This is a genomic window from Bradyrhizobium sp. SZCCHNS1022 (assembly GCF_032484835.1).
Classification (GTDB): domain Bacteria; phylum Pseudomonadota; class Alphaproteobacteria; order Rhizobiales; family Xanthobacteraceae; genus Bradyrhizobium.
Window position 1 is genome coordinate 2110742 of sequence record NZ_JAUETT010000001.1, and the last position, 25585, is coordinate 2136326.

A 25585-nucleotide genomic window follows, 5' to 3' on the forward strand; every position below is an offset into this window, starting at 1 on the left:
GATAGAGTCTATCCGTTGTGTTTCCTACCAACAATCCACCTGGAGCGAAACACGAAAGCCGATATGTCACCGGAAAGTTGCATGACCGCGCGGATATGTCGCCGGATCGTCAACTGATTGGGAGGCCGGCCGATGGTCGATCCAGCGCTTGAACGCTGCCCGCCGCTCTCGACCGTCGTCGTGATTGCGCTCGCCGCACCGGTCCTTTTCCGCATAGGCGCGCACGCGATGTCGTGTCGCGCCACCGGCCGAGCCGGAGGCGAAGCCGGTGCCTGGCTCGGTCGCTGAAAGCAAGCCAGCCGCGGGCAGGGGGCGGGCGGTGCTGCGGCACCTGCATCTCCATCTGCAGCCCATCGGCGGTACCAGTTGTTCCTGCCGCGGGGGCATCGGACCGGTGGCTATTCCGGCAACGCCGAGGTTCCTGCTGCGGCTGGGTCCGCTCGATGAGCGAGTGATTATCAATGCTGCATGTGCCGGCCGAAGCTCTCTCTCGGCCGTCCTTCCCGACGTTCGCCTCCGGCGAGTGCCTCGGGACGAGGGCTTGCTTTGCGGCAAAAGGACAGACCCTCATGGTGAGGGGCGCCGCCTGCGGCGCGCCGCGAACCATGAGGCCGGTCCGGTTTGGGCCATATGCGATAGCCCTGCCTCGGGCGGCGGCACCGTCGCAGCACCTACAAAACGGCGAAATCTGCCTCGCGTGTCGCAGTCGTCTGCGTCGCCGCATTTGATCAAAATTCTGCATCGATTGATTTGATTTCGCGATGACAACGATGCAGATTTTACGCGTTGCCTTTGCCTTTACGTTGCCGAAGTAATTTGTATTTAACGAGCCCCTCGCCATGGTGGACGCTGTTTCCACCCGTGCAAATTGATGGGAGAGGCCATGTTGTTGAAGTGGCGCGGCCTATGCGCTGCAGTCTTTGCGTTTACCGCCGCGGCGGCGGTAACGAACAGCGCACATGCTGCGAACTTGAAGGACGAGATCGCCCCGGGCGGCAAGCTGCGCGTCGCGATCGCGATCAGTCCGGCCGGAGGCGCCTTCTGGTGCACGAAGGCGGAGAATGGTTACGCGGGCGTTCCGGTCGATCTCGGCAAGGCCATGGCTGCACAGCTTGGCGTGCCGGTCGAATATGTCGAATACCACAATTCCGGCGAGATCGCCGATGCGGCCTCCAAGGGCGGCTGGAGTGTCGCCTTCCTGCCCAAGGATCCGGAGCGCGAGGGCAAGTTGTCGTTTGGCCCGATCTATGAGGTCGGCGATGCGACCTACATCGTCCGGGCGGGCTCGACTGCGACGAATTTTGCAACGCTCGACCAGGGCGGCACCGAGGTTGCGGCGATCGAGGACACGACCACGCTGCGCGGCGCGAAGGCGCATCTGAAGAAGGCGACGGTAACGCCCTTCAAGACCTATGACGAGGTCTACAGCCTGCTCGCCGCCGGCGAGATCGACGCCTTCGCATTGTCGCGCGATCAGCTCAACGAAATGGCGAAGAAGCTGCCGGGCACGAAAGTGCTCGACGAGACCTTCAAGAAGACGTTCACCGCGGTCGCGGTGCCGCCCAGCCATCCGCAGGCGCTTGCCTTCGTCACCAAGTTCATGACCGACGCCAAGTCGAACGGCGTGTTGCGCAAGGCCTATGATGACAACGGCCTCAAGGACACGCCGCTACGCACGCAGTGATCAGTTCGCGGCGGGCGCGATGGGATCGAGCCCGCTGTCGACGATCGTCGTGCGGGCGGCCGGGGAGGCCAGAAACCTGATCAGCGCCTTTCCGGCCTCGGGCTCCTTCGACGATGTGGCGATGCCGGCCGAGAAGATCGTGATCTTCTGCAACTCGTCCGGCAACGGTCCGACGATATCGATGCCGGCGACCGGCTTCAATTCGCTGATCTGCTGAAAGCCGAGTTCGGCCTCGCCATGGGCGACGATCTCGCCGACCGGGGTCGCCGGGATCATTCGCGCTTTGTCTTTCATCTGGTCCTTGATGCCGAGCTTGTCGAACATCTCGGTCGAGACGTAAACGCCGCTGGCGCTGTCGGAGTAGGCGACCGATTTCGTCGCCAGCAAGGCGCGCTTCACCGCGTCAGCGGTTGAAATGTCAGGGTGCGGCGTACCGGATTTCACCGCGATGCCGATCGGAGATTTCACCAGATCGACGCGGCTGTCGGCCGCGACCTTGCCCTTTGTGATGAGGTCGCCCAGCGCATAGCCGACCATGATGAGGACGTCGGCCGGCTCGCCGCGCTCGAGTCGCATCGGGATCGCATTCACGGTCGTGCCCATCGAGGGCCCGTAGGCGACCACGACCTTGTTGCCGGTGGTCCGCTCGAACTCCGGCGCCAGCTTCTTGAACGCCGCGGTCAGCCCGCCGGAGATCATCACGTGAACATCGGCGGCGCTCGCGCCGGTGCTGACCGCAAGGGCGGTGGCGACACCGAGCGCAAGAATGCGGACGCGTGCGGAAATTGTCATATGGAATCCTCCCCAGACGAGCGTTGCGCGCAGTTCGTTGGCTGCGCCGCGCAGCTTGCTTATCCCGCTTCTCAGACGAGGACCAGAGGGGGAGTTGAACGACAGATTTTGCGATGCGTCCCAGGGGCGCGCGCCATTTGGTGGCATCCGCCGCTGTCGGATCGCGGCACGCAGGCTGGCGTCAGGTGCCGACCTGGTAGTCAGGGGCGGAGGCCAGGAAGCCGGCATAGGCGTCGGCATCCGGCGGGGCGAACTTCTCGGCCAGCGGACTGCGGCGTCGTTTCGCGGCACCGATGTCGGCCAGCAGCTCGTCGAAATGTTTGAAGTGATAGGGGGCGACGCAGAGCCCGCCATAGACGCCCGCCGCCGGCCGCTCGACACGCTTGAAGTGCAGCATCATCTCGATGTTGTCGCGCATCTGGCGGTCGGTGGGCTGGTGCGCGAGCTGTCCGTCGGCGTAACGCACCAGCCAGTTGGCCGCCATGTCGGCACATAGCACGGTGCAGAAGCTCGAGTTGAAACCGACGAAGCCGAGCTCGGGCAGGTCCGGATTGGCGATCAACCGATACAGCCGATATTGCCCGTCCGCGTCGACCAGCCTGGCGCGATCGGCCTCGGAGAGGAACGGCACGCCCAGTCTGTAGCCGATCGCGAGCACGGCAATGTCAGCCTTGACCCGCTCGCCGCCGCTGGTCACGATCGTGTTCGGCTCGTAGTGATCGAAGGTGCCGCGGATGGCCTTGATCCGGCCGTCGGCCACCATCGGGAAGAAGTCCGGAGTTGCGATCGGGACTGAGCAGTTGACCCCGACCTCGATCGGCTCTTTGGGGACCATCTTGCATTTCTCAAGCTGTAGCTGCGCCTTGAGCAGCGCCTCCAAGCCGCGCCAATTGGCCCAGACGAAAGGCTTGGCGATGGCGTGGGCGAGGCGGGCGAGCGGACCGATGTTCCAACTCGCGAACATCTGCTCCTGCGCGCGAATGTAGAGGATCCGCTTGAAGTTGATCAGGCCGCCGATGAAATACGGAATGCGCCAGACCGGCTCACGATAGACCAGCGTCACCTCGCGCGCGCCGGACTTCACGGCGTTCACCGCGATGTCGGTTGCCGACTTGGAGCCGCCGAGCACCACGACGCTTCTGCCCTTGGCCAGGGCTGCATCGTTGTATTTCGACGAGTGGATGATCTCGCCGCCGGCCGCCGTGAAGCTGTCCTCGCCCGGCAGGTTCAAGCTTTGCGGCTCGTTGAACTGGCCGATGCAGATCGCGACGAAGTCGAAATCTTCGCGGCTGGTCCCGCCATCCTTTGCTGCGAGATCGAGCGTCCAGCCCGGCTTGCCGTCGGCGCGGCGGTTCATCGCCACCACCGCCGTGTTCAGGCGCAGCATGCGGTCGAGGCCGTGGTCTCGCGCATAGCCGGTGAGGTAGGCGTGGACCTGCGGACCCTTTGGCCATTCCGGGTACGACTCCGGCATCGGCTTGTCGGTGTAGCGATAGAGCTCTTTCGGGCTCTGGGTCTGAACGTCGGGATAGGATCGGGCCGGCTCCCAGACGCCGCCGAGATCGCCGCTCTTCTCGATGATCGTGACCTTGTGACCTCGTTTCGAAAACGCCTTCGCAGCCGCGAGGCCCGAGACGCCGGCACCGATTACGCACACGTTCTTCCGAATGATCATGGCAGGTTACCTCATCGAATGATTGGCGGGGCGTGCGGGCGAGCCGCATCGAATGCAGGTGGCACGAAGCTCGCCGCTTGCCTCCTCCGCGTCGAGAGCAGTTTGGTTACGCCTGCAATCGGCCGCATGCGCGATCGACGCGCCGCGTCATAGGCCAGACGCCAAGATCGCAGCGCGTCGTTAGACCTAATCGTTGGCCTCGGGCGGCAGGAAGTCGACCTCATGCTCGGCCGAGATCCTGACGACCTCGGCCGGATCGGTGAGGTCATGCAGTTTATTGAACAGCGCTTCGAGCTTCTGCATCGGCGACACCCAGAACAGCGCCCGCGCCGGCTTGTCGGACTTGTTGAAATAGCCGTGTGGAATGCCGCGCGGCATCCGGACCAGATCGCCGGCGTGAGCCTTGACCCAGACACCGTCGAGCTTGAGGTCGAGGACGCCTTCCTGAACCAGGATGAACTCGTCCTGAGTGGGGTGGATGTGGACGGGTACGAACTGGCCGGGCTCGCTGTTGGTCTCGAACGCAAAGGCGGAGTCGGTGATGGCCTTCGGAAAATAGAGCTGGCCGAGGATGTTCCAACTCTTGCCGCCATAGCCGGTGCCGGCCGCGGTGATGCCTTTCTCGAGTGGTGTCATGGCTCGTCTCTCTCATGGACCTTGCGAAAGGATCGGGCGGCCGGCACGCACTGTCTATCCGGAAAACGAATCCCTCGACCGGATCAGCTAATTATTATAGGCTTAAAATGATCTCGTGATGGCGATGACGGCAATGTTGTCTGTAGCAGCGGGCATTGATTGCACTCCTGGTGGCTCCGCAACGATGCGGCTTGCCGAGTTTCGCCGCGTTGCAACAACCTCTGTCGACGAGGCGGCCGAACAAATAGGTCGCATCTTCTGTCCACATCGGCTGCAACCGGCCGTCCGGACCGCCCAGCATTTCTGCGCTGTGCACAATTGCGCGCCATTTGACGGCTTCTCGATCAACTACGTGGCCTATGGCAGCGTGGTGACCATCGATCCCGGCTACCTCGAGCGCTTCTTCCTGATCCAGCTTCCCCTGTCCGGAACGGCGCGCATCCACGCAGGGTCGCGCGAGGTGGCGAGCTGTCCCGGTCTTGCCGCCTCGCTGCTGTCGCCGACGGTGCCGACGCGGATGCTCTGGGAGGATTGCGAGCAATTGATCCTGCTCGTGGATCGTCGCGTTCTCGAGCAGCGTGCCGCAGCGTTGTCTGGCAAGGCGGTGCAGCCGGTCGTGTTCGACCCGTCTATCGATGTGTCGAAGGGCGCCGGATCGATGCTGGCGGCGCGGATGCATGAGCTCGCCGGGCTGGCCGAGCGGATCGGCCCCGATCGCGAGCTGTCCGCCGTGGCGGCCGCGGATCGGCGGGAGGCGCTGCTCGAACTCCTGCTCATTCACCGCAGTCACGATCTGTCGGATGCCATCCGCAGGTTTTCCGGCCGATCGGAGGCGCTGCCCCGCGGCTTGCAAAGGGCGCGGGACTTTCTGCACGCGCATGCCGCGGAACCGTTGGATCTTGTGCGACTGGCGGAGATAGCTGGTATCGGCATCCGCGCGCTGCAATGCGGCTTCCGCCGCCATTTCGGCAGTTCGATCTCGGAGATGCTGCAGGATCTCAGGCTGGCGCAGCTGAATGCGCGATTGATGAATGCGCCCCCGGAGGCACATATCATCGATATCGCCTTCGATCTCGGCTTCAGCCATCTCGGGCGGATGGCCGGTGCTTACAAGGCGAAGTTCGGCGAGACGCCATCGGCGACGCGGCGGCGTGCCTGTGGTCCTGCGATGCCGAGCCGCGCCTTCACGAATTGACGTGAACGAAATCGCGCAGCAGCGGATAGATCTCGTTGTTCCACTTCCTGCCGCTGAAGACGCCGTAATGGCCGACGCCGGCCTGCATGTGATGCACGCGGCGATAGTTGCGCACGCCGGTGCAGAGCTCCTGCGCGGCCAGGGTCTGACCGATCGAGCAGATGTCGTCGCGCTCGCCTTCCACCGTCATCAGGCCCATCCGGCGCACGGCGGCCGGATTCACCGGGCGGCCGCGATAGGTCAGCTTGCCCTGCGGCAACAGATGCTCCTGGAAGACGTCGCGCACGGTCTCGATGTAGAACTCCGCGGGCAGGTCCATCACGGCGAAATATTCGTCATAGAAAGTCTTGATCACCTCGGCCTTCTCGGTCTCGCCTTTGGCGAGATGGTTGGCGAGGTCGATGTGCTGCTTGAGGTGCCGCTCGAGGTTCATCGACACGAAGGCGGTCAGCTGCACGAAGCCGGGATAGACCTTGCGGAAGGCGCCCTTGCACTGCAGCGGCACGTAATGGATCAGATTGTCCTCGAACCATTTGATCGGCTTGCTCTTGGCGAACTCGTTGACCTTGGTCGGCTGGATGCGGGTGTCGATCGGGCCGGCCATCAAAGTGAGCGTTGCCGGGCGCGAGGGATGGTCGTCCTCGCACATGATCGCGGTGGCGGCGAGCGCGGGCACTGAGGGCTGACAGATCGCGACCATATGCGGCCGCGGCCCGAGCTGGCCCAGGAAGGTGATCAGGTGCTCGGTGTAGTCGTCCAGGCCGAAGCGGCCATGCGCCTGCGGAATGTTCCGTGGATTGTGCCAGTCGGTGATGTAGACGTCGTGGTCCTGCAGCAGCGTCTTGACCGTGCCGCGGAGCAGCGTGGCGAAATGGCCGGACATCGGCGCCACCAGCAAGATGCGGGGCTGTTCAGGCGCGCCCTCCTTCTTGAAACGCAGCAGCGAGCCGAACGGCGTCCTGAACGTCACCTCTTCACTGACCGGCCATTCGCGGTTGCCCACCATGACACTGTCGATCCCGTAGGCCGGCCGCGAATAGGTCAGGGCGGAGCGCGAAATCAGCTCCAGCGCCGCAGCAAGGCGCCGCCAGGCGCGATGCGAAAGCCCGGGTGGGATCAGGTTGAGCGCGCGCAGCGCCGCCGTCGCTCCCTGGCGCCAGGGCTCGGTCAGGTCCATGTGGTTCTGAAAAGCTTGGTACAGCAGCGCCATGCTCGGGTCCGTCACTCCAATTGCTCGCATGCAATATCGGAGCCAAGGCTGACGCGCGCCGCCTCGAGAACTGGCATGTCGCTTGCTGCGTGAAACGTCGGCGCATCAGGCCATGTCCGGCGCTCATCGCCGCCCCGTCGCGATGGGCGATCGGCCTGAGCCGGAGACGAGAGGGAGGTAAACGGCATGGCCAAGGCGACGTTGACGATCAGCAGCAAGAATTATTCGTCGTGGTCGCTGCGCGGCTGGCTGCTTGCCAGGTTTGCGGGGCTGGAGTTCGAGGAAATCATCGTGGCACCCGACGACCCGGCGGCGCGCGCGGAAATCCTGCTGCTCTCGTCCTCGATCCTGGTGCCGTGCCTGCGCCACGAGGGCGCGACCGTCTGGGATACGCTGGCGATTGCCGAATACCTCAACGAGACTTTCCCGCAGGCCGGCCTGCTGCCGGCGGATCGCATCCAGCGCGCGCATTGCCGCTCGATATCGGGCGAGATCCATTCCGGCTTCACCACCTTGCGCGCCTCGCTCCCGGTTAATCTGAAAGCGCATCTCCCGGGCTTCAAGATCTGGAGCCGGGCCCAGGCCGATATCGACCGCGTCTGCACGATCTGGCGTGAATGCCTGGAGGCTTCGGGCGGGCCGTTCCTGTTCGGCGAGCGCTGCATGGCGGACGCGATGTACGCCCCGGTCGTGACCCGCTTCATAACCTACGATGTCAAGCTGGAGCCGCGGCTTCGGGCCTATGCCGATGTGATCATGGCGATGCCGGAGATGCGGGAATGGGTCGAGGCGGCCAAGGCCGAGCCCGCAGAGATCGAGGAGCTCGAGGTGGAATACTGACGCGAGTTGCACTCATCTTGCTGCCAGCACGGTCGCTTCGAAATATTCCCTGATGCGGAATCCTATCGCGATGCCGGCCCCTCAACCGATCGCAGGAATTAACAACTGCGGGCCGCCGCAAGCCATTCCCGGAACTGTCATGCGCTGCATGTTGTAAGTCCTTCCAGGCTCAGCACCAGAGCTGGCCGTGAACAGATCTTGTACCGTGCCTCGCGGCTGATTCGGGCGCGATTCGTTCCAGTCGCGTTCCGGAGGTTAACAGCCCGCATCCGAGCGTTACGTTTCGAGACAGGCTGCGCATTCTAATCTGTCGCTTTTACTGCGATCGGCATGCCTGGCTCTTTGCGGATTGATCGCGGGCCGCTACACCGGCGGCCGGGGGAGGAGCCATCATGGATCTGACGACATGGGCCTGGCTCGCGCTGGCCGCCTACGGCATGCACATTCTCGAAGAATACACCTTCGATTGGCGCAATTGGGCGCGCGCCGTCATGAAGCTTCCGGTGGAGTGGAGCGATTTCTACGTCACCAATGCGCTGGTGATCGTGCTCGGCGCGGTGCAGGCCATCGTGGCCCACGCGCTGCCGTTGGCGCCGCTTGCTTATGCCGCGCTGATGATCATCAACGCCATCTTCTTTCATATTCTGCCGTTCGTGCGGAGCGGCGGGCGCTTCTCGCCGGGACTTGCGACGGCTGTCGTGCTGTTCCTGCCCACGGCTCTTGCGGTCTGGCGTCGGGCGGCGATCGACGGAGTGCTTGACGGCGGGACGGCCGTGTCAGCAATTGCGATTGGCGCGCTGCTGATGGCCTATCCCGTCGTGATGCTCAATTTGCGTTCAAAACCATATTTCCGGCAAGACCATTCCTAAGCAGCGCTCAGGTGGCGCGGTACGATCAATAGGATGTTGCGCGAGCTGCCGCGAAAGCAGCGCCGCCGCGCTCGGAGCGCCCGTTGCGCGATTGAAAGCCCACGCGCGGAAAGCGCCAGGCGACGACGGTCGCTTCCAGCATGCCGCCGGATTCCTGATTGTGCCACTTGCCATCGACATAGAGACATGGAAACGGCAGTTGGTAGGTGCCGCTGTGATCTTCGCAGAGCACCTCGACCGCTTGTCCCGGCGGCGGTTCGCCGCTGCCATCGAACTGCGCCAGCCGTTTTTCGCGCGTAGCCATTCTGTGCATCTCCCTCGAAACGGGTCCCAGCGCTTGCAACCTCAATGCGGGATTGAGGTCGCAGTATGGTATCATCAGGACAAGCGGTCTGTTCCATGCAAATTCATGTGTTTGGCGACGTGATGAGGAAATTGTGATGTGGTTGATTCGCGGCTTGTCTCCGCTTTGTTTCTGCGTTGCTCTTGCTGGTCAAACGGCACATGCGCAGGACGTTCCGGGAATCGAGATCTGCACGGTCGAGAAGACGATGGAACGTCGCACCTCGTGCCTGCAGAGCAATGTGGATTTCCTGCAGAAGACGATCACCAAGCTCTCACTCGACCATCAGCAGAAGATCGACGTCGCAAGCCGTCAGATCCAGGCGCTGAAGGCTGCGTTGATCAGCCAGCAAGGGACGATCGACGAGCTCAAATCGGCGCAGGCAAAGCTGCTCGATGAGCTGAAGAAAAAAGCAGATGCTCCGGTTGCGAAGGATGCCGCGCCGGCAGCAGCCGGTAAGTAGCTATAGAACCCGGCGCAGAAGGCCGCGGCGTAGCTTGCAACGCAGCCTTGCAACGCAGCCCTGCAACTCAGCCCTGCAGCGCATGGCAAGCCGGCTTGCTTGGCAAGCTCGTGCGCCTTTGCCATAAGAGCCCGCATAAGAACGTGCGGCGGGCGATCGAACATCCGCTTGCAGTCATAGAAGCGGGAGGTTGTCCGATGTCCAATCTGCGGGTGCTTGCTACCGATCTGGAATTTCCGGAAGGTCCGGTCGCGATGCCGGACGGCTCGGTCGTGCTGGTGGAGATCCGCGGCCGGCGCCTGACCCGCGTTTGGCCCGACGGCCGCAAGGAGGTGGTGGCGCAGATTCCCGGCGGTCCGAACGGCGCTGCGCTCGGTCCCGATGGCAAGATCTATATCTGCAACAATGGCGGCTTCTCCTGGATTCCGACGCGCAATACCGTCATGCCCGGGCCACAGCCGGAGGATTATCTCGGCGGCTCGATCCAGCGCGTCGACCTGCAGAGCGGCACGATCGAGACCGTCGTCACCAGATGCGGCGAGCATGCGTTGCGCGGGCCGAACGACCTGGTGTTCGACCGGCATGGCGGCTTGTGGTTCTCCGATCTCGGCAAGCGTCGCGCGCGCGACATGGATCTCGGCGCCGTCTACTATCTCAAGCCGGGGATGACCGAGATCGTCGAGGTGGTGCACGGCATGCTGCCGGCCAACGGCATCGGCCTGTCCCCGGACGAAAACACGGTCTATGTCGCGGAGACGCCGACCGCGCGGCTCTGGGCGTATGAGCTCTCCGAGCCGGGCACGCTGAAGCCGCGCGACGTGATCTACCGCGGCGAACGCGGCAAGCCGATCGCGGGACTGGGCGGCTATCAGATGTTCGATTCGCTCGCGGTGGAGGCGTGCGGCAATGTCTGCGTCGCGACTCTGGTGAGCGGCTGCATCAGCGTGATCGCGCCGGACGGCACCATCGTCGAGCAGGTGCCGACCGGCGATCGTGTCACGACCAACATCGCCTTTGGCGGGCCGGGACTGAAGACGGCCTATATCACGCTGTCCGGCAAGGGCGAGCTCGTCGCCATGGACTGGTCGAGGCCCGGATTGCCGCTGAATTTTTTGAACAAGTGACGAGGGCGTGGTAGTCCCGCCGTCATTGCGAGCGAAGCGAAGCAATCCAGCGCCCGAGCAGGATGGCACCGGATTGCTTCGTCGCTTGCGCTCCTCGCAATGACGGAAGTCAGCAATGCCGTTCCTCAATCCCATCACCCTCCGCGGCCAACACGCCAGCCTCCAACCGCTCTCGCCCGCGCATCACGACGCGCTCGTCGAGGCGGTGAAGGACGGCGAGCTGTGGAAGCTTTGGTACACGTCGGTGCCATCGCCCGAGACCATGGCCAAGGAGATCGAGCGCCGGCTGGGCCTGCAGGCGGCAGGCACCATGCTGCCCTTCACCGTATTCGACGCCGAGGGCCGCATCTCGGGTATGACCACCTACATGAATGTCGATGCGACCAATCGCCGGGTCGAGATCGGCTCGACCTGGTATGCGAAGCGTGTGCAGCGCAGCGCGCTGAATACGCAGTGCAAACGCCTGCTTCTCGCACATGCATTCGAGGCGCTCGATTGCATCGCGGTGGAGTTCCGCACCCATTTCTTCAACCACCAGAGCCGGCGCGCGATCGAGCGGCTCGGCGCCAAGCAGGACGGCGTCCTGCGCAGCCATCAGGTTGCGCCGAACGGCACGTTGCGCGATACCGTGGTCTTCAGCATCATCGCCTCCGAATGGCCGACCGTGAAAGCCCATCTCGACCATCAGCTGCATGACAAGCTGCGCTGATCGCGCTAAGGCGCGAGGTGCGCGCATGATGTGTTCGTGCGGCAGATGATGAGTGAACAGAAGATCAAGATGGATACATTCGACTATGTGATCGTGGGCGCCGGATCGGCCGGCTGCGTGCTCGCCAATCGTCTGAGCGAGGATCCGTCGGTAACGGTGTGTGTGCTGGAGGCGGGGCCACGCGACTGGCACCCTTACATTCATGTGCCGGCCGGCTTCATCAAGACCTTCTACATGAAGAGCATCAATTGGGGCTATCAGCAGGAGCCCGGGCCCTATACCGCCGGTCGCAGCATCTACGCTCCGCGCGGCAAGACGCTGGGCGGCTCCTCCTCGATCAACGGCCATATCTATAATCGCGGCCAGCACCAGGACTTCGACACCTGGGCGCAGATGGGCAATCGCGGCTGGAGCTATGCCGACGTGCTGCCTTACTTCAAACGCATGGAGCGGCGGATCGGGGTCGGCGAAGCCGAATATCGCGGCCGTGACGGCAACCTGACGGTCACCACCATGGAGTGGAAAGACCGATTGTGCGAGGCCTTCATGGATGGCGCGGTCTCGCTCGGCATTCCGCGCAACCCCGATTACAACGGCGCCATCCAGGAGGGCGTCTCCTACGTCCAGCGCACGATCCAGAACGGCCGCCGCGTGTCGTCGGCGACCGCGTTCCTGCGTCCGGCCAGCCGCCGGCCGAATGTCGAGATCCGCACGCATGCGCATGCGACCGGCGTCATCCTCGAAGGTAAGCGCGCCGCCGGCGTGCGTTACAGTCGCGGTGGTCGCGGCGGCGTGCCAATGGAGGTGCGCGCGCGCAAAGAGGTGATCCTCTCCGGCGGCGCCTACAACTCGCCGCAACTGCTGCAGCTGTCCGGCATCGGCGCACCGGATTTGTTGCGTGAGCGCGGCATCGAAGTCCGCCACGCGCTTTCAAGCGTCGGCGAAGGCCTGCAGGACCATTACGCGCCGCGCACGGTGGCGCGGGTCAAGAACATCAAGACCATCAACGAACTGGCGCGCGGTCTCAACCTCTGGGGCGAGGCGCTGAAATGGGCGGTGACACGGCGCGGCATCCTGTCGCTGTCTCCGACCATGGTCTACTGCTTCTGGCACTCAGGCGAGACCGCCGAGAGCTCCGACCTGCAACTGACCTTCACGCCCGCAAGCTACAAGGAGGGCGTGCAGGGTCAGCTGGAGGACGAGCCGGGCATGACGGTTGCCTCCTGGCAGCAGCGCCCCGAGAGCCGGGGCTATGTGCGGTTGCGCTCGGCCGATCCGTTCGATCCGCCGGTCATTCAGACCAATTATCTCGCGGCCGAGCTCGATCGCCGCGTCGTCGTCGCGGGCATGAAGCTCGCGCGACGGCTGCTGGCGTCGGCGCCGCTTGCGCCGTATTTTGCTTATGAGGATTTCCCCGGCCCCAAGGTGCAGAGCGACGACGAGTTTCTCGCCGCCGCCACGCAGCGCGCCACCACGACGTTCCATCCTGGCTGCAGCTGCCGGATGGGACCGGCCGACTCGACCTGGGCCGTGGTCGACGATCGCCTGCGCGTGCACGGGCTCGATGGTCTGCGCGTGGTCGATGCCTCGGTGATGCCGCGCATGATCTCGGCCAACCTCAATGCCTCGACCATGATGATAGCCGACAAGGCCGGCGATCTGATCCTGGGCAAGGGCACTGTCGCCGCGGAGCTTGGCGCTTAACGACGCCGGCAGGCAGGCTTGGTCCTTACGCGTTGGCGCGTGCGGCGATTGCCTGGGCTTCCGCAGCGGCTCTTTGCATGCTGGACGACATCTCGCCGGTCACCGTGCTCTGCTCTTCGATCGCGGCCGCCGTCGAGGTGACGTATTCGCTGACGTTCTGGATTTCCGTCTTGATCGCGTTCAAGGCGCTCACGACCTCGCTCGAGATCCCGGTCAGGCCGCCGATCTCCGCACCGATCTTGTCGGTGGCCGCCTTGGCCTGATTGGCCAGGTTCTTGACCTCCGAGGCCACCACGGCAAAGCCGCGTCCGGCATCGCCGGCGCGCGCCGATTCGATCGTGGCGTTGAGCGCCAGCAGGTTGATCTGTCCGGTGATGTCGCTGATGATCTCGACGATCCCGCTCATCGCCTGTGCAGCGTCGCTCAGGCGCTTGGCCTGCGAGTCGGCCGATGCAACGCGCTCCACCGCACCCATCGCGGTCTCGCGCGACTTCGTCATAGCTTCGGAGATCTCGCGGACGGAGGCGTTCAGCTCCTCGGCGCCTGCTGCGACCGATTCCATCATGCCGCGGACGCGCTCATTGCCCATCCGCACCAGCACCTGCTTGGTGACGTCGCTCGCGTATTTCACCACCTTGAACGGCTTGCCGTTGAGATCGAGGATCGGGTTATAGGACGCCTGAATCCAGACCTCGCGCCCGCCCTTGCCGATGCGCTTGTACTCGTTGGCCTGATATTCGCCGCGGTTCAGCGAGGCCCAGAACTCGCGATAGGCGGCGCTGCCGCGCTCGTCCGGATCGACGAACATCGAGTGGTGGCGGCCCTTGATCTCGGCGAGTGTGTAGCCGAGCGCGTGAAGGAAATTATCGTTGGCCGTGATGATGGTGCCGTCGAGATTGAATTCGATCACGGCCTGCGACTTGCTGATCGCCGCGATCTGACCGGCGAGATCGGCATTGCGGAGCTTCTGCTCGGTCACTTCGGTCGCGAACTTGACCACCTTGAAGGGCTGGTTCTGCTCGTTGAAGATCGGATTATAGGAGGCCTGGATCCATACTTCTTTACCGCCTTTGCCGATGCGCTTGTATTCGGCCGCCTGGTATTCGCCGCGGTTCAGCGCCGCCCAGAACTCGCGATAGGCGGCGCTGTCGCGCTCGCGCGGATCGACGAACATGCTGTGATGCTTGCCCTGGATCTCGGGCAGGGTGTAGCCGAGCGCTTTCAGGAAGTTGTCGTTGGCGGTCACGACGGTACCGTCGAGATTGAATTCGATCACCGCCTGCGACCGGCCGATCGCCGCCACCTGCGCCGCATAATCGAGGTTCTGCAGGCGAACGCTGGCATCGGACCACTCGACCACCGTCCCGGCGCGGGTTCCGTCCGGATGCTTCAGCGGCGTCGCGACGAGGTCAAAGACCCGGTTGCCGATCTTGATCGTTGCGCGGTGCTCGGAATTGAGCGCCTGGAGCATGCGCCTTTGGCGTGCCGGCTCCTTGTGGAAACCGTCGATGTTGGTTCCGATCAGTCTGTCGACGCTGAAATTCGGCAACTGCTTCTGCAGGTCAGCTTCGGCTTCGCGCAACAGCGTCTTCACCGCCTCGTTCATGTAGACGATGTTGAGCTTGTCGTCTGCGACCATGACCTTGGCACTGATCGCGCTCGCGGCCAGGGAGGCCAGCACCTCGCTTTGGTTCTTGCGGCCAAACATGAATATCTCCAATCGACCGAGTTCGAAAATACCGGCGGTCTGAGTCGTCCACATCTCCGCGAGATCGCATTGCTGGCGGTCCGGAGATGCAGGGAACGCTTCGTCGCGCGCGTTCGAACTTTCAAAATATCCGGGAAATTCCGGGGTTATCTCAATCTATCAGCTCGGCAGTAAGATTTGGTTAGGCAGTTTTCTGCAGCTCGGTTGGAATTGTGCACGGATGCCCGGCGTCGGAGATCCGACAATCACTCGGAATCGTACTAGCTTGTGTTGAATCAAATTTTCAGCGATTGCGCGCGTTAAATTGCGCGGCCAATCCAGGAGCGCCTCCGTCTCACTCCATGCCAGAGAAAGATCTTGCCGAAATCATCCAGATGCCGAGGGTGTTTCTCGACAGCCTAGGCATCGGCATTTCCGTGACGGATGTCGAGGAAGGCCGTATTCGCTTCGCCAACGCGGAGTATTGTCGCATCGTCGGCTATACGTTCGATCAGTTGAGGACGGACCGGATCTGCTTTCTCGAACTGACCCATCCCGATGATCGGGAGCGGAACCGCCTCCAGCATGCCCGCCTTCTCGCCGGCGAGATCGATCTGTACCAGATCGACGAGCGCTACCTTCGCAAGGATGGAAGCCTGGTATGGGCCCGCGTGACCGCCAGTCCGATACGCGACGTCGACGGCAGCATCCGATGGTATTGCGCTGTCGTCGAAGACATCACGGAAAAGAAGATCCTGGAAGGCCAGCTTGCGGCGGCCGAAAAACTGGCCGGCCTCGAGACGTTCAACCTCGTCGTCGAGGCCGAAGGGCGATCGCCCGGGGCTTCGATGTCGTCATCTCCAAGTCTGGCGGATATGATGCGACACGTTCACCCGGACGACAGGGACGCGCTGGAGAAGGTGCTTCGTCGGGCGATCGTGAAGCGGACCGGCTACACGCAGGAATACCGGATTGTCGCCGATAGCGGTGCCATCCGCTGGGTTCGCGCCATCGGGACGTGCGTCTACAGCCCGTCGGAAGCATGCACGCACCTCGTCGGCTCGACGATCGACATCACCGAAACCAGGGCAGGCGGCGAAGCGAACACGCCGGAGCCGATCCGCAAGATCCTGGATCACATCGAGAAGCACTGGAACCAGAAGATTTCGATCGAGCAGCTCGCAGCTCAGTACGGGATCAGCCCGCGCGCGGTTTATCAATATTTTTCCGCGCACGGCGCCTCCCTGGGAGAGAAGATCAAGCAGAACCGGATGCAGCATGCGCGCCGCATGCTCTGCAATCCCGATCCGGGCGAAACGGTGACATCGATCGCGCTGAAGTGCGGGTTCAACAATCCCGGTCATTTCGCCAAGGAGTACCGGAAGATGTTTGGCGAGACACCGTCGGAAACGCTGCGACCATTGCCGCCGCTCCAATAGCGACCGCGAACATCATCCCAGGGCGGCCTCTCGTGACGCAAGCGGCCAACTGTCTGCAGCCTCGTTCAGGGCGCGGGGCTCGCGTGCTGTTGCGCGTGCGGTCAATCGACGCGCCTCTGCTCGACCAGTTCGCGCTCCCGCCACACATCTTTAATCGTTCGGTCACGCAGCTGTTACCGGGCGCCCCTAATCGAGCCGACGCATCACTTTGGGGAGTGAATAGATGTCGAATGACAAGCGTCATGATCGTCGTGAATTCTTGCGCCTGCTGGGCGCGTCGGCCGCTACGGCCGCGCTGACTCAGAGCATCGAGCGGGCGCATGCGATTCCGGCCTTCAACCGTCAAGGCACCATCGAGGACGTCAAGCACATCGTGGTTCTCATGCAGGAGAACCGGGCGTTCGATCATTATTTCGGCAGCATGCGCGGCGTCCGCGGCTTCAACGATCCGCGTGCGGTGAAGCTGCCGAACGGCAATCCGGTCTGGCAGCAGCCGAACGGCAACACCAGCGTGATGCCGTTCCGCGTCGACAATGCGGCCAACACTTACGTCGAAGACGTGGCCCACGGCTGGAACGACGGCCAGAGGGCCTGGAATCACGGCAACTATGACCAGTGGCTCCCGAACAAGGGGACCACGACCATGACCTATATGAACCGTCAGGATCTGCCCTGGCACTACGCGCTGGCTGATGCCTTCACCGTCTGCGATTCGTATTTCTGCTCGGTGATGGGGCCGACCGATCCGAACCGCTATTACATGTGGACCGGCTGGGACGGCAATGACGGCAAGAACGGCGGCCCGGTCATCACCAACGCGGAAGCCGGCTACGATTGGTCGACCTTCCCTGAACTGTTGGAAAAGGCTGGGATCTCCTGGAAGATCTATCAGGATATCGGCGTCGGCCTGACCGCTTCCGGCTATTGGGGCTGGACCGAAAATCCCTGGATCGGCAATTACGGCGACAACTCGCTGCTCTATTTCCACCAGTACCAGAACTCGCAGCCCGGCAGCCCGCTCTATGAGAAGGCGCTGCGCGGCACCAACATCGCCAATGGCGGCAACTTCGAGAACCTGTTCGACATTCTGCGCAACGATGTCAGGAACGGCACGCTGCCGCAGGTGTCGTGGATCGCGGCGCCGGAGGCCTTCAGCGAGCACCCGAACTGGCTGCCCGGCCCCGGGGCCTGGTACGTATCGAAGGTGCTGGACATCCTGACCTCCAATCCGGAGCTCTGGAGCAAAACCGTTCTGCTGATCAATTATGACGAGGGCGGCGGTTTCTTCGACCACGTGGTCGGGCCTTATCCGGCGCCGTCCAAGGCGTATGGCCAGTCGACGGTGGACACCAGCACCGATCTGTTCGCCGGCGACGGCAGTCATGTCCCGGGTCCGTACGGGCTTGGCGTCCGCGTGCCGATGCTGGCCGTCTCGCCTTGGTCGCGCGGCGGCTTCGTCTGCTCGCAAGTGTTCGACCACACTTCGGTGATCCAGTTCATCGAGAAACGCTTCCATCGCACGGCGCCCGGCCTGTTCGAGAAGAACGTCCCGGCATGGCGTCGCGCGGTCTGCGGCGACCTCACCTCGGCCTTCAACTTCCGTTCGCCGAACGAAGGTTTGCCGCCGCTGCCGCCGACGGTTGCGCCGCCCGCCAGCGACGTCACCACCGGCACCCGCTATGATAACTATCATCCGGTCCCGCCGGCCAAGCAGGTGATGCCGGTGCAGGAGCAGGGCGTCCGTCCCGCCCGGCCGCTGCCCTATAATCTTCAGGTCGACGGCTCTGCCAATCTCGCGCAGAAGAGGTTCGCGATCCGCTTCGCCAATCCGGGCGATGCCGGCGTCTGCTTCCACGTGCGTTCGGGTAACAGCAATCTGGGTCCGTGGAGCTACACGGTCGAGCAGGACAAATCGCTGAACGATGTCTGGGATCTTGCCGGCACTGCCGGTCAGTATGATCTCTCGGTCTACGGGCCGAACGGCTTCTTCCGCAGCTTCAAGGGCGGCGGCTTGGGGGCCAATGTCGCCAACGTCGACATCGATTCGTTGGATTTCTCCAATGAGGACGCCGACAACGACGTGTACGGTCTCGGTCTGATCCTGACCAACAAGGGCGCGATCTGCACCGTGACGCTCGTCGATAACTACACCGGCAGGAGCCGGACGCACCGGCTGCGCCATGGCGAGAAGTTTGAGACCATGGTCCATGTGCACAACAACAACGGCTGGTACGACCTGACGGTGACGACCGATACCGATGCCGGCTTCAGGTGGCAGCTCGCCGGTCACGTCGAGAACGGCCGGAGCACGACCAGCGATCCCGCGATGGGCAAGATCGCGGCGACCTGACATTTGGTTCGGCAGCCATCGAGGAACGCCCGGGCGGAAGTCCGGGCGTTCCGCTTTTTGAAACTGACGCTGCCGATCCTACCCGGCAATCGTCCGCGTCCAGCATGCGGACGCGTTCGGTTGGCGCGGCAGGTGCCGGATCGCAGTTGCCTGTCGTGTGCGGCTCACGGAATTTCCAGCACGCGAGATAACGGCGCCATCGGCCGAGGCGACAGTGGCCGAGAGGCAGCGGCTCTCGCGCTTCGCCGTTAAATATCGCGAGACATTCTGAAGCAGGCGCACAGCTTGCGTCGCAGCAGGACTTGTCAACGCGGTTTCGTTCCCGCAGTATGACCGCAATTGTGCCGTGCGAGAGGCACCAATGCCAAGCGATCATGTCAGTGAGGAAACGAAGAAGATGCTGAAGATGACGAGGGTCATCGCCTTGACCCTGCCGATGCTGTGTGGAACCGCCTACGCGGAGGATACGGTCAAGATCGGCTATATCGATCCGCTCTCCGGTGGCGGTGCCAGCGTTGGCGAAGGCGGACTGAAGACGTTCCAGTTTCTCGCCGACGAGATCAACGCCAAGGGCGGCATTCTCGGCCGCAAGGTCGAGATCCTGCCGCTCGACAACAAGACCAACCCACAGGAAAGCCTGGTCCAGGCGCAGAAGGCGATCGACGCCGGTGCCCACTACATCACCCAGGGCAACGGCTCCTCGGTCGGCGCGGCGCTGGAGGATTTCGTCGCCAAGAACAACACGCGAAATCCCGGCAAGGAAGTGCTCTACTTCAACTATGCCGCGGTCGATCCGAGCATGACCAACGAGAAGTGCAGCTTCTGGCATTTCCGTTGGGATGCGAACTCCGACATCAAGATGGAAGCGCTCACCAACTACATGAAGGGCATTCCGTCCATCAAGAAGGTCTATTTGATCAACCAGGACTATTCGTTCGGTCAGTCGGTCCGCACCGAGGCGCGCAAGATGTTGGCCGCCAAGCGCCCCGACGTCCAGATCGTCGGCGACGAGCTGCATCCGCTGCTCAAGATCACCGACTTTTCGCCCTACATCGCCAAGATCAAGGCGTCCGGCGCCGACAGCGTCGTGTCCGGCAATTGGGGCCAGGACATCGCGCTGCTGCTCAAGGCCGCGGCCGATGCGGGCCTCAAGGTCAACTGGTACACCTACTATGCCGGCGGCGCCGGCGGCCCGACCGCGATCAAGCAGACGGGGCTCGACCATCAGGTGTTCCAAATCACCGAGGGCTTTGCGAACTCGGGCGATCAGGCCGCGATGGATTTCGAAAAGGCGTTCCGCGCCAAGACCGGCCTGTCGCTGTGGTATCCGCGCGCAGTCAACGAGATGCGCATGTTCAAGGCTGCGGCCGAAAAGGCCAATTCGCTCGACCCGGTGAAGGTCGCGGCCGCGCTCGAGGACATGAAGTTCGACGTTCTCGATGGCGGCAGCGGCGTGATGCGCAAGGACGACCATCAGTTCTTCCAGCCGATCTACATCTCCTCCTTCGGCAGCCGCAGCGAGAAGGAGCCGTTCGACGAGGAGAATACCGGCTGGGGCTGGCGCCTAGTGGCGAAGGTCGACACGCCGCAGACGATGTTGCCCACCACCTGCAAGATGGCGCGGCCCTGATGCGTGCCCGGCGCCTGTTCCGGATGGCCGGAGCAGGCGCCGAGATTTGCGCCGCCGTCCTGCCCGCGGGGCCGGGCGGGGCCGCTTTCAATTCTGCTGCTCCGCGCTTAGCGGAGCGAATGCTTATGGATGAATCGTGCTCGAGTTGATCGTGATTTCGACGCTCAACGGCGTCCTGTTTGGGATGCTGTTGTTCCTGTTGTCCAGCGGGCTGACTGTGATCTTCAGCATGATGGGCGTCTTGAACTTCGCCCATGCCAGCTTCTACATGCTGGGCGCATTCTTCGGTTATCAGCTCACGGTCTGGATCGGCTTCTGGCCGGCCCTGGTGCTCGCGCCTTTGCTGGTGGGCGCGGTCGGCATGGCGGTCGAGCGCTACGGCCTGCGCAACGCCCATAAGCATGGCCACGTCGCGGAATTGCTGCTGACCTTCGGTCTTGCCTTCGCCATCGAGGAAATCGTCTCGATGATCTGGGGCAAGAGTCCGGTGGATTATCGCGTGCCGGCGGCGCTGGATTTCCCGGCGTTTACGATCTTCTCCACCAACTATCCCGCCTACAAGCTCTTCATGCTCGCGGTCTCGATCGCGATCTTCGTCGCACTCCTGGTCGTGCTCAAGCGCACCCGGGTCGGGCTGATCGTGCAGGCGGCGCTGACGCATCCCCACATGGTCGGGCATCTCGGCCACAATGTCGGGCGTGTCTTCATGCTGGTGTTCGGGGTCGGCAGCGCATTGGCCGGGCTGGCCGGCGTCATTGCCGGGCCGGCGCTGGTGACGCAATCGGACATGGCGGCCTTGCTGGGGCCGATCCTGTTCGTCGTCATCGTGTTCGGCGGCCTCGGCTCGCTGCCCGGCGCCTTCATCGCCTCGCTCTTCATCGGGCTGGTGCAGACCTTTGCGGTTGCGCTCAACGGCTCGCTCTCGAGCGCGTTCGGGCCGCTCGATCCGGGCGTCGGCCCCTCGGTCCTCACCGACATCTGGAATGTCACGATCGCTCAGATCGCCCCGGTCCTGCCCTATGTGCTGTTGGTGGTGATCCTGATCGTGCGTCCCATGGGCCTGCTCGGAACCCGCGAAACATGACCTCGACCGTGACCTCAGCTCCGCCCATCGCCGCAACCCCATCCACCCAGAGCCTGCGCTTCTATGGCATCTGGGTGATCGGCGGCCTCGCGCTCGTCGTGCTGCCGCTGATCTTCTCCTCGGGCGGCTCGCTCACCTCCTTCAGCCTGATCGGCATCGCGATCATCTTCGCGCTGTCCTACAACATCCTGCTCGGCGAGACCGGGCTGTTGTCGTTCGGCCATGCCGTGCATTACGGGCTCGGCGCCTTCGCTGCCGTCCACGTCATGAATGCGGTCACCAGCTATGGCTGGCCGATCCCGCTGCCGCTGATTCCGCTGGCCGGCGGGCTTGGCGGGCTCTGCTTTGCGCTTCTGATCGGCTGGGTGATGACGCGGCGCGCCGGCACCGTGTTTGCGATGATCTCGCTCGGCATCGGCGAATTGGTCGCATCGTCCTCGCTGATTCTGCGCAGCGTGTTCGGGGGCGAATCCGGCATCACCACTGATCGCACGGCGCTGCCGCATGTGTTCGGCTGGAGTTTCGGGCCGCAGATCCAGGTCTACTATCTCATCGCCGCCTGGCTGTTGATCTCGGCGATCGCGATGTATGCGCTGACGCGCACGCCGCTCGGCCGCATCTGCAATGCGGTGCGCGACAATCCCGGCCGCGTCGAGTTCATCGGCTACGATCCGCACGTCGTGCGCTATCTCGCCTTCGGCTTTGCCGGGTTCTTCGCCGGCATTGCCGGTAGCCTTGCCGCCATCAATTTCGAGATCGCGAACTCCGCCTATCTCGGCGCGGTGCAGTCGGGCCTGGTGCTGTTTGCGACCTTCATCGGCGGCACCTCCTATTTCTTCGGTCCGATCGTCGGCGCCATTCTCGTGACCTACCTGCAGCTTGGGCTGACCAACCTCACCAGCGTGTGGCAGCTCTATTTCGGCATCATCTTCATCGGCATCGTGATGTTCGCGCCGAACGGCATCGCCGGCCTCCTGATGATGCACCGGCCGCTGATCCGGGCGCGGTCGCTTGGGCTGGTGATCCCGTCCTACCTGGTCGCGGCGCTGCCGACCCTGGCGCTCGCCTGCGGCGTCATCCTCTCGATCGAGACGGTGGCCCGCTATAGTGCGACCGCAAGCGAGGGCAGCATCATCAACCTGTTCGGCATCGCTTTCGATGCGACCAAGCCCGCGACCTGGGCGGTGGCTGCCGTCCTGGTCGTCGGCGGCGGCATCGCGGCGCGCATCACCTGGCGGCGGATTGCGGAAGCCTGGGACCGTGCCACCACTGTTGCCCGTGACCGGGGGGTTCTCGCGTGACCGCAGCCATCGAAGTCCGTGCCGTCGAAAAGCGCTTCGGCAATGTCAGCATCATCCACGACCTCAATCTGAGCGTCGCGCAAGGCGAGCGGCACGCCATCATCGGCCCCAACGGCGCCGGCAAGTCCACGACGTTCAACCTGATCAGCGGCTACATCAAGCCGACCTCGGGCGAGATCCGGCTGAACGGCGACCTCATCTCCGGCCTGCGGCCGTTCGAGATCAACCGGCGCGGCCTGTCGCGTTCGTTCCAGGTCACCAACGTCTTCGCGCGCATGAGCGTGTGGGAGAACGTCCGCTGCGCCGTGCTGTGGGCCACCGGCCATCGCTATGCCTTCTGGAAGAATGTCGACGATCTGCCGGAGGTGCGCCAGCGAACCGCCGAGATCCTGGAGGACATTCATCTGAGCCATCGCCGCGACGTGCCGGCGGGCCTTTTGACCTATGCCGAGCAGCGCGAACTGGAGATCGGCATCACCATCGCCGGCGGCGCCAATGTCATCATCCTGGACGAGCCGACCGCGGGCATGAGCCATGCCGAGACCGAGCGCGCGGTGGCGCTGATCCGCCGGCTCACGGAAGGGCGCACGCTTGTCATCGTCGAGCACGACATGAGCGTGGTGTTCGGCCTGGCCGACCGCATCTCGGTCCTGGTCTATGGCCGCATCATCGCCTCCGGCACGCCGGAGGAGATCCGCGGCAATCCCAAGGTCAAGGAAGCCTATCTCGGGCAGGAGGCGAACTGATGATCGAGGTCAGGGACCTGCACGCCTATTACGGCAAGAGCCACATCCTGCAGGGCGTCGACATGTCGATTGCGGCCGGCGAGGTCGTGAGCCTGCTCGGCCGCAACGGCGTCGGCCGCTCCACCACGGTGAAGGCGATCATGGGCGAGGTGCCGCCGCAGGGCGCCATCCGCTTCAAGGGCAAGGATATCGCGGGCCTGCCGAGCTACAAGATCGCGCGGCTCGGGCTCGGCTACGTGCCGGAGCATCGCGACATCTTCCCCGGGCTCACGGTGCGGCAGAATCTCCTGCTCGGCATCAAGGACACCCGCCGTCCCGGCAAGTGGCGGTTGGAGCAGATGCTGGAGATGTTTCCCAATCTCGCGGCGCGCGCCGACACTGCGGCCGGCGTGTTGTCCGGCGGCGAAAAGCAGATGCTGACGACCTGCCGGACGCTGATGGGCGACCCCGACCTGATCATGATCGACGAGCCGACCGAAGGCTTGGCGCCGCTGATCGTGCAGCAGGTCGGCGATCTGATCGCGCATATCGCCAAGGCAGGCGTGGCGATCCTCCTGGTCGAGCAGAAGCTGTCGATCGCGCTGCGGATCTCGCACCGGGTCTACATCATGGGCCACGGCCGCATCGTGTTCGAAGGCACGCCCGAGGCGCTCCGCGCCAACGACGCCGTCCGCAAGGAGTGGCTGGAGGTCTAGCAGGCTGCTGAGAAACTCTCGCTGCTGCGCAAGCTGCCGCTGCAATCACCTCCACCCGATCCGCTCGGACCGGCAACTGACGGAGCAATCCGCTGGTTTGTCAGCCTGGCGATGGATGTGCCGTTCAGCAAGAATCGCGACCGGTTCGCTTGACATGCCCGGCGACCCGCGCAACTGGCTGGTGTTCGTGGAACGCCAGCCTGGCCTGAGCCACCCTGCCGGCTGCGCGAGTTCGCTAAACTTGTCGCTCACTCAGCAGTAGGACACCACCATGAGCATTCGCGTCGGCATTGTCGGGATCAGCGGTTTTGGCGGCGGCGAGGCGATGCGCTTGGTCGCGAGCCATCCGTCTTTCGAGCTGATCTACGCCGCGGGCGAGGGCAGCGCCGGCAGCCGGTTGGTGGACCGCTTCCCCGGTGTGCCGGCCAAGCTGGCCGAGCTGGTGATCGAGAAGTGGGACCCTGCGAGCCTGCCGAAGCTCGACGTGCTGTTCGCGTCGCTGCCCACGGGCGCCTCGGCCGAGGCGCTGGCGCGCGTCCCGAAGGACGTGAAGATCGTCGACATCGGCGGCGACCACCGCTACGTCGAGGGTTGGGCGTACGGCCTGGCCGACGTCTGGCCAGCCCAGATCGAGGGCCAGATCCGCGTTGCCAACCCCGGCTGCTTCCCCGCGGCGACGCTGAACGCGCTGGCGCCGCTGCTGGTCAACAAGCTGATCGAGCCTGGCAACATCGTGATCGACGTCAAGACCGGCATCTCCGGTGCCGGTCGGGGTGGTGCCGACAGCAAGTTCGGCTACGCCGAGAGCAACGAGAACTTGCAGCCCTACGGTTTGCTCAAGCACGTCCACATGCCCGAGATTGCCAAGACGATCGAGCGGCTGAGCGGTGGCAGCGCGGCCGGGCTGGTGTTCACGCCACACTTGGTGCCGATGACCCGCGGCGTACTCGCCACCATTTACTGCCGCGGCAGCGCCACCACGGGCCAGTGCCTGGACGCGGCTAGGGGCTTCTACGCCGGGCGGGCGTTCGTCCGCGTGACCGACAAGCCGCCGCAGACCAAATGGGCTACCGGCTCGAACCTCGCCTTCGTCAGCTATGCGGCGGATCCAGAGCGCAACTTGGTGATCGCGATGGGCGTGGTCGACAATCTCGGCAAGGGAGCGGCCGGTCAGGCGGTGCAGAATGCGAACCTGATCTGCGGCCTGCCAGAAACCGCGGGACTGGACGGCGCACCTGTTTGGCCATGAAATTTTGCGCTCATGAAGCGCCTCGCTTCACCCACGCCTGTAGCGCCTGGCGTCACATGTGAAAGCATGGTCCGCCGCAAATTTGCGGCGGCTATCTTATGGCGGCTTGTTGCGCCTCTGAAAGAGATGAGATGATGCGATTCCTTCCTCGCATCATGAT

General features: G+C 63.6%; 22 protein-coding genes. 16 read left to right on the plus strand and 6 right to left on the minus strand.

All coding sequences use genetic code 11. From position 1 onward, the window contains the following. Window positions 1–883 precede the first annotated feature (883 nt). Window positions 884–1684: a transporter substrate-binding domain-containing protein gene (locus tag QX071_RS09560; protein WP_315701066.1), complete on the plus strand. Its 801-nt coding sequence runs from the start codon at window positions 884–886 to the stop codon at window positions 1682–1684. On the opposite strand, the gene QX071_RS09565 is transcribed toward QX071_RS09560, so the two are convergent. From QX071_RS09565 to QX071_RS09575, 3 genes are all read right to left on the minus strand, one after another. Further along, complete coding sequence (locus tag QX071_RS09565) at window positions 1685–2476, minus strand: substrate-binding domain-containing protein (RefSeq protein WP_315701065.1); 792 nt, start codon at window positions 2474–2476, stop codon at window positions 1685–1687. A 181-nt stretch (window positions 2477–2657) separates the two neighbouring features. Beyond that, window positions 2658–4151, minus strand: coding sequence for an NAD(P)/FAD-dependent oxidoreductase (locus QX071_RS09570; protein WP_315701064.1), 1494 nt, complete (start codon window positions 4149–4151; stop codon window positions 2658–2660). Window positions 4152–4337: 186 nt separating this feature from the next. Next, window positions 4338–4787, minus strand: a complete 450-nt coding sequence (locus QX071_RS09575) for a cupin domain-containing protein (RefSeq protein ID WP_315701063.1) — start codon at window positions 4785–4787, stop codon at window positions 4338–4340. Between the two features lie 184 nt (window positions 4788–4971). Here QX071_RS09575 and QX071_RS09580 point away from each other — a divergent pair, with 184 nt between their 5' ends. Beyond that, window positions 4972–5982 (plus strand): AraC family transcriptional regulator, encoded by a 1011-nt coding sequence (locus QX071_RS09580; protein ID WP_315701062.1) that lies wholly within the window; start codon window positions 4972–4974, stop codon window positions 5980–5982. Here the strand turns inward: QX071_RS09580 and QX071_RS09585 are convergent. Continuing rightward, the gene (locus QX071_RS09585) at window positions 5972–7192 is read right to left on the minus strand and encodes a polyhydroxyalkanoate depolymerase (RefSeq protein WP_315703086.1); all 1221 of its coding nucleotides are present in this window, start codon (window positions 7190–7192) and stop codon (window positions 5972–5974) included. The genes QX071_RS09580 and QX071_RS09585 overlap by 11 nt on opposite strands. A gap of 186 nt (window positions 7193–7378) precedes the next feature. On the opposite strand from QX071_RS09585, the gene QX071_RS09590 reads away from it, so the two are divergent. Together QX071_RS09590 and QX071_RS09595 are read left to right on the plus strand one after the other, a co-directional pair. After that, window positions 7379–8032 carry a glutathione S-transferase family protein gene (locus tag QX071_RS09590; RefSeq protein ID WP_315701061.1) on the plus strand — a complete coding sequence of 218 codons (654 nt, stop codon included), beginning with the start codon at window positions 7379–7381 and terminating at the stop codon, window positions 8030–8032. Between the two features lie 392 nt (window positions 8033–8424). After that, window positions 8425–8901, plus strand: a complete 477-nt coding sequence (locus QX071_RS09595; RefSeq protein WP_315701060.1) for an HXXEE domain-containing protein — start codon at window positions 8425–8427, stop codon at window positions 8899–8901. Window positions 8902–8926: 25 nt separating this feature from the next. Here QX071_RS09595 and QX071_RS09600 read toward each other — a convergent pair whose 3' ends face one another. Further along, window positions 8927–9205, minus strand: a complete 279-nt coding sequence (locus tag QX071_RS09600; RefSeq protein ID WP_315701059.1) for a hypothetical protein — start codon at window positions 9203–9205, stop codon at window positions 8927–8929. Between the two features lie 136 nt (window positions 9206–9341). Between QX071_RS09600 and QX071_RS09605 the strand changes: the two genes are divergently transcribed. The 4 genes from QX071_RS09605 to QX071_RS09620 all read left to right on the plus strand — a co-directional run bounded on the left by QX071_RS09605 (window position 9342) and on the right by QX071_RS09620 (window position 13244). After that, window positions 9342–9707: a hypothetical protein gene (locus QX071_RS09605; RefSeq protein ID WP_315703085.1), complete on the plus strand. Its 366-nt coding sequence runs from the start codon at window positions 9342–9344 to the stop codon at window positions 9705–9707. Between the two features lie 197 nt (window positions 9708–9904). Further along, complete coding sequence (locus QX071_RS09610) at window positions 9905–10831, plus strand: SMP-30/gluconolactonase/LRE family protein (protein WP_315701058.1); 927 nt, start codon at window positions 9905–9907, stop codon at window positions 10829–10831. Window positions 10832–10946: 115 nt separating this feature from the next. Continuing rightward, window positions 10947–11540, plus strand: a complete 594-nt coding sequence (locus QX071_RS09615) for a GNAT family protein (protein WP_315701057.1) — start codon at window positions 10947–10949, stop codon at window positions 11538–11540. A gap of 69 nt (window positions 11541–11609) precedes the next feature. Then, window positions 11610–13244, plus strand: a complete 1635-nt coding sequence (locus QX071_RS09620; RefSeq protein ID WP_315701056.1) for a GMC family oxidoreductase — start codon at window positions 11610–11612, stop codon at window positions 13242–13244. Between the two features lie 25 nt (window positions 13245–13269). Here QX071_RS09620 and QX071_RS09625 read toward each other — a convergent pair whose 3' ends face one another. Next, window positions 13270–14952, minus strand: a complete 1683-nt coding sequence (locus tag QX071_RS09625) for a PAS domain-containing methyl-accepting chemotaxis protein (RefSeq protein ID WP_315728520.1) — start codon at window positions 14950–14952, stop codon at window positions 13270–13272. Between the two features lie 212 nt (window positions 14953–15164). On the opposite strand from QX071_RS09625, the gene QX071_RS09630 reads away from it, so the two are divergent. The 8 genes from QX071_RS09630 (at window position 15165) to argC (ending at window position 25425) form a co-directional block, all read left to right on the plus strand. Beyond that, complete coding sequence (locus QX071_RS09630) at window positions 15165–16370, plus strand: PAS domain S-box protein (protein ID WP_315701054.1); 1206 nt, start codon at window positions 15165–15167, stop codon at window positions 16368–16370. A gap of 223 nt (window positions 16371–16593) precedes the next feature. Further along, on the plus strand, window positions 16594–18720 hold the full coding sequence (locus QX071_RS09635; RefSeq protein ID WP_315728518.1) for a phosphocholine-specific phospholipase C: 2127 nt from the start codon (window positions 16594–16596) through the stop codon (window positions 18718–18720). Between the two features lie 397 nt (window positions 18721–19117). Beyond that, complete coding sequence (locus QX071_RS09640; RefSeq protein WP_315701051.1) at window positions 19118–20350, plus strand: branched-chain amino acid ABC transporter substrate-binding protein; 1233 nt, start codon at window positions 19118–19120, stop codon at window positions 20348–20350. A 136-nt stretch (window positions 20351–20486) separates the two neighbouring features. Beyond that, on the plus strand, window positions 20487–21434 hold the full coding sequence (locus tag QX071_RS09645; RefSeq protein ID WP_315701050.1) for a branched-chain amino acid ABC transporter permease: 948 nt from the start codon (window positions 20487–20489) through the stop codon (window positions 21432–21434). Beyond that, the gene (locus tag QX071_RS09650) at window positions 21431–22735 is read left to right on the plus strand and encodes a branched-chain amino acid ABC transporter permease (protein ID WP_315701049.1); all 1305 of its coding nucleotides are present in this window, start codon (window positions 21431–21433) and stop codon (window positions 22733–22735) included. Before QX071_RS09645 ends, QX071_RS09650 begins: the two co-directional genes overlap by 4 nt. After that, complete coding sequence (locus QX071_RS09655; RefSeq protein WP_315728516.1) at window positions 22732–23481, plus strand: ABC transporter ATP-binding protein; 750 nt, start codon at window positions 22732–22734, stop codon at window positions 23479–23481. The genes QX071_RS09650 and QX071_RS09655 overlap by 4 nt, the downstream gene beginning before the upstream one ends. Then, the gene (locus tag QX071_RS09660; RefSeq protein WP_315728514.1) at window positions 23481–24176 is read left to right on the plus strand and encodes an ABC transporter ATP-binding protein; all 696 of its coding nucleotides are present in this window, start codon (window positions 23481–23483) and stop codon (window positions 24174–24176) included. The genes QX071_RS09655 and QX071_RS09660 overlap by 1 nt, the downstream gene beginning before the upstream one ends. A 271-nt stretch (window positions 24177–24447) precedes the next feature. After that, entirely contained in the window at window positions 24448–25425 is a 978-nt protein-coding gene (argC, locus tag QX071_RS09665; RefSeq protein ID WP_315728512.1) for an N-acetyl-gamma-glutamyl-phosphate reductase, read from the plus strand. Window positions 25426–25585: the final 160 nt, after the last annotated feature.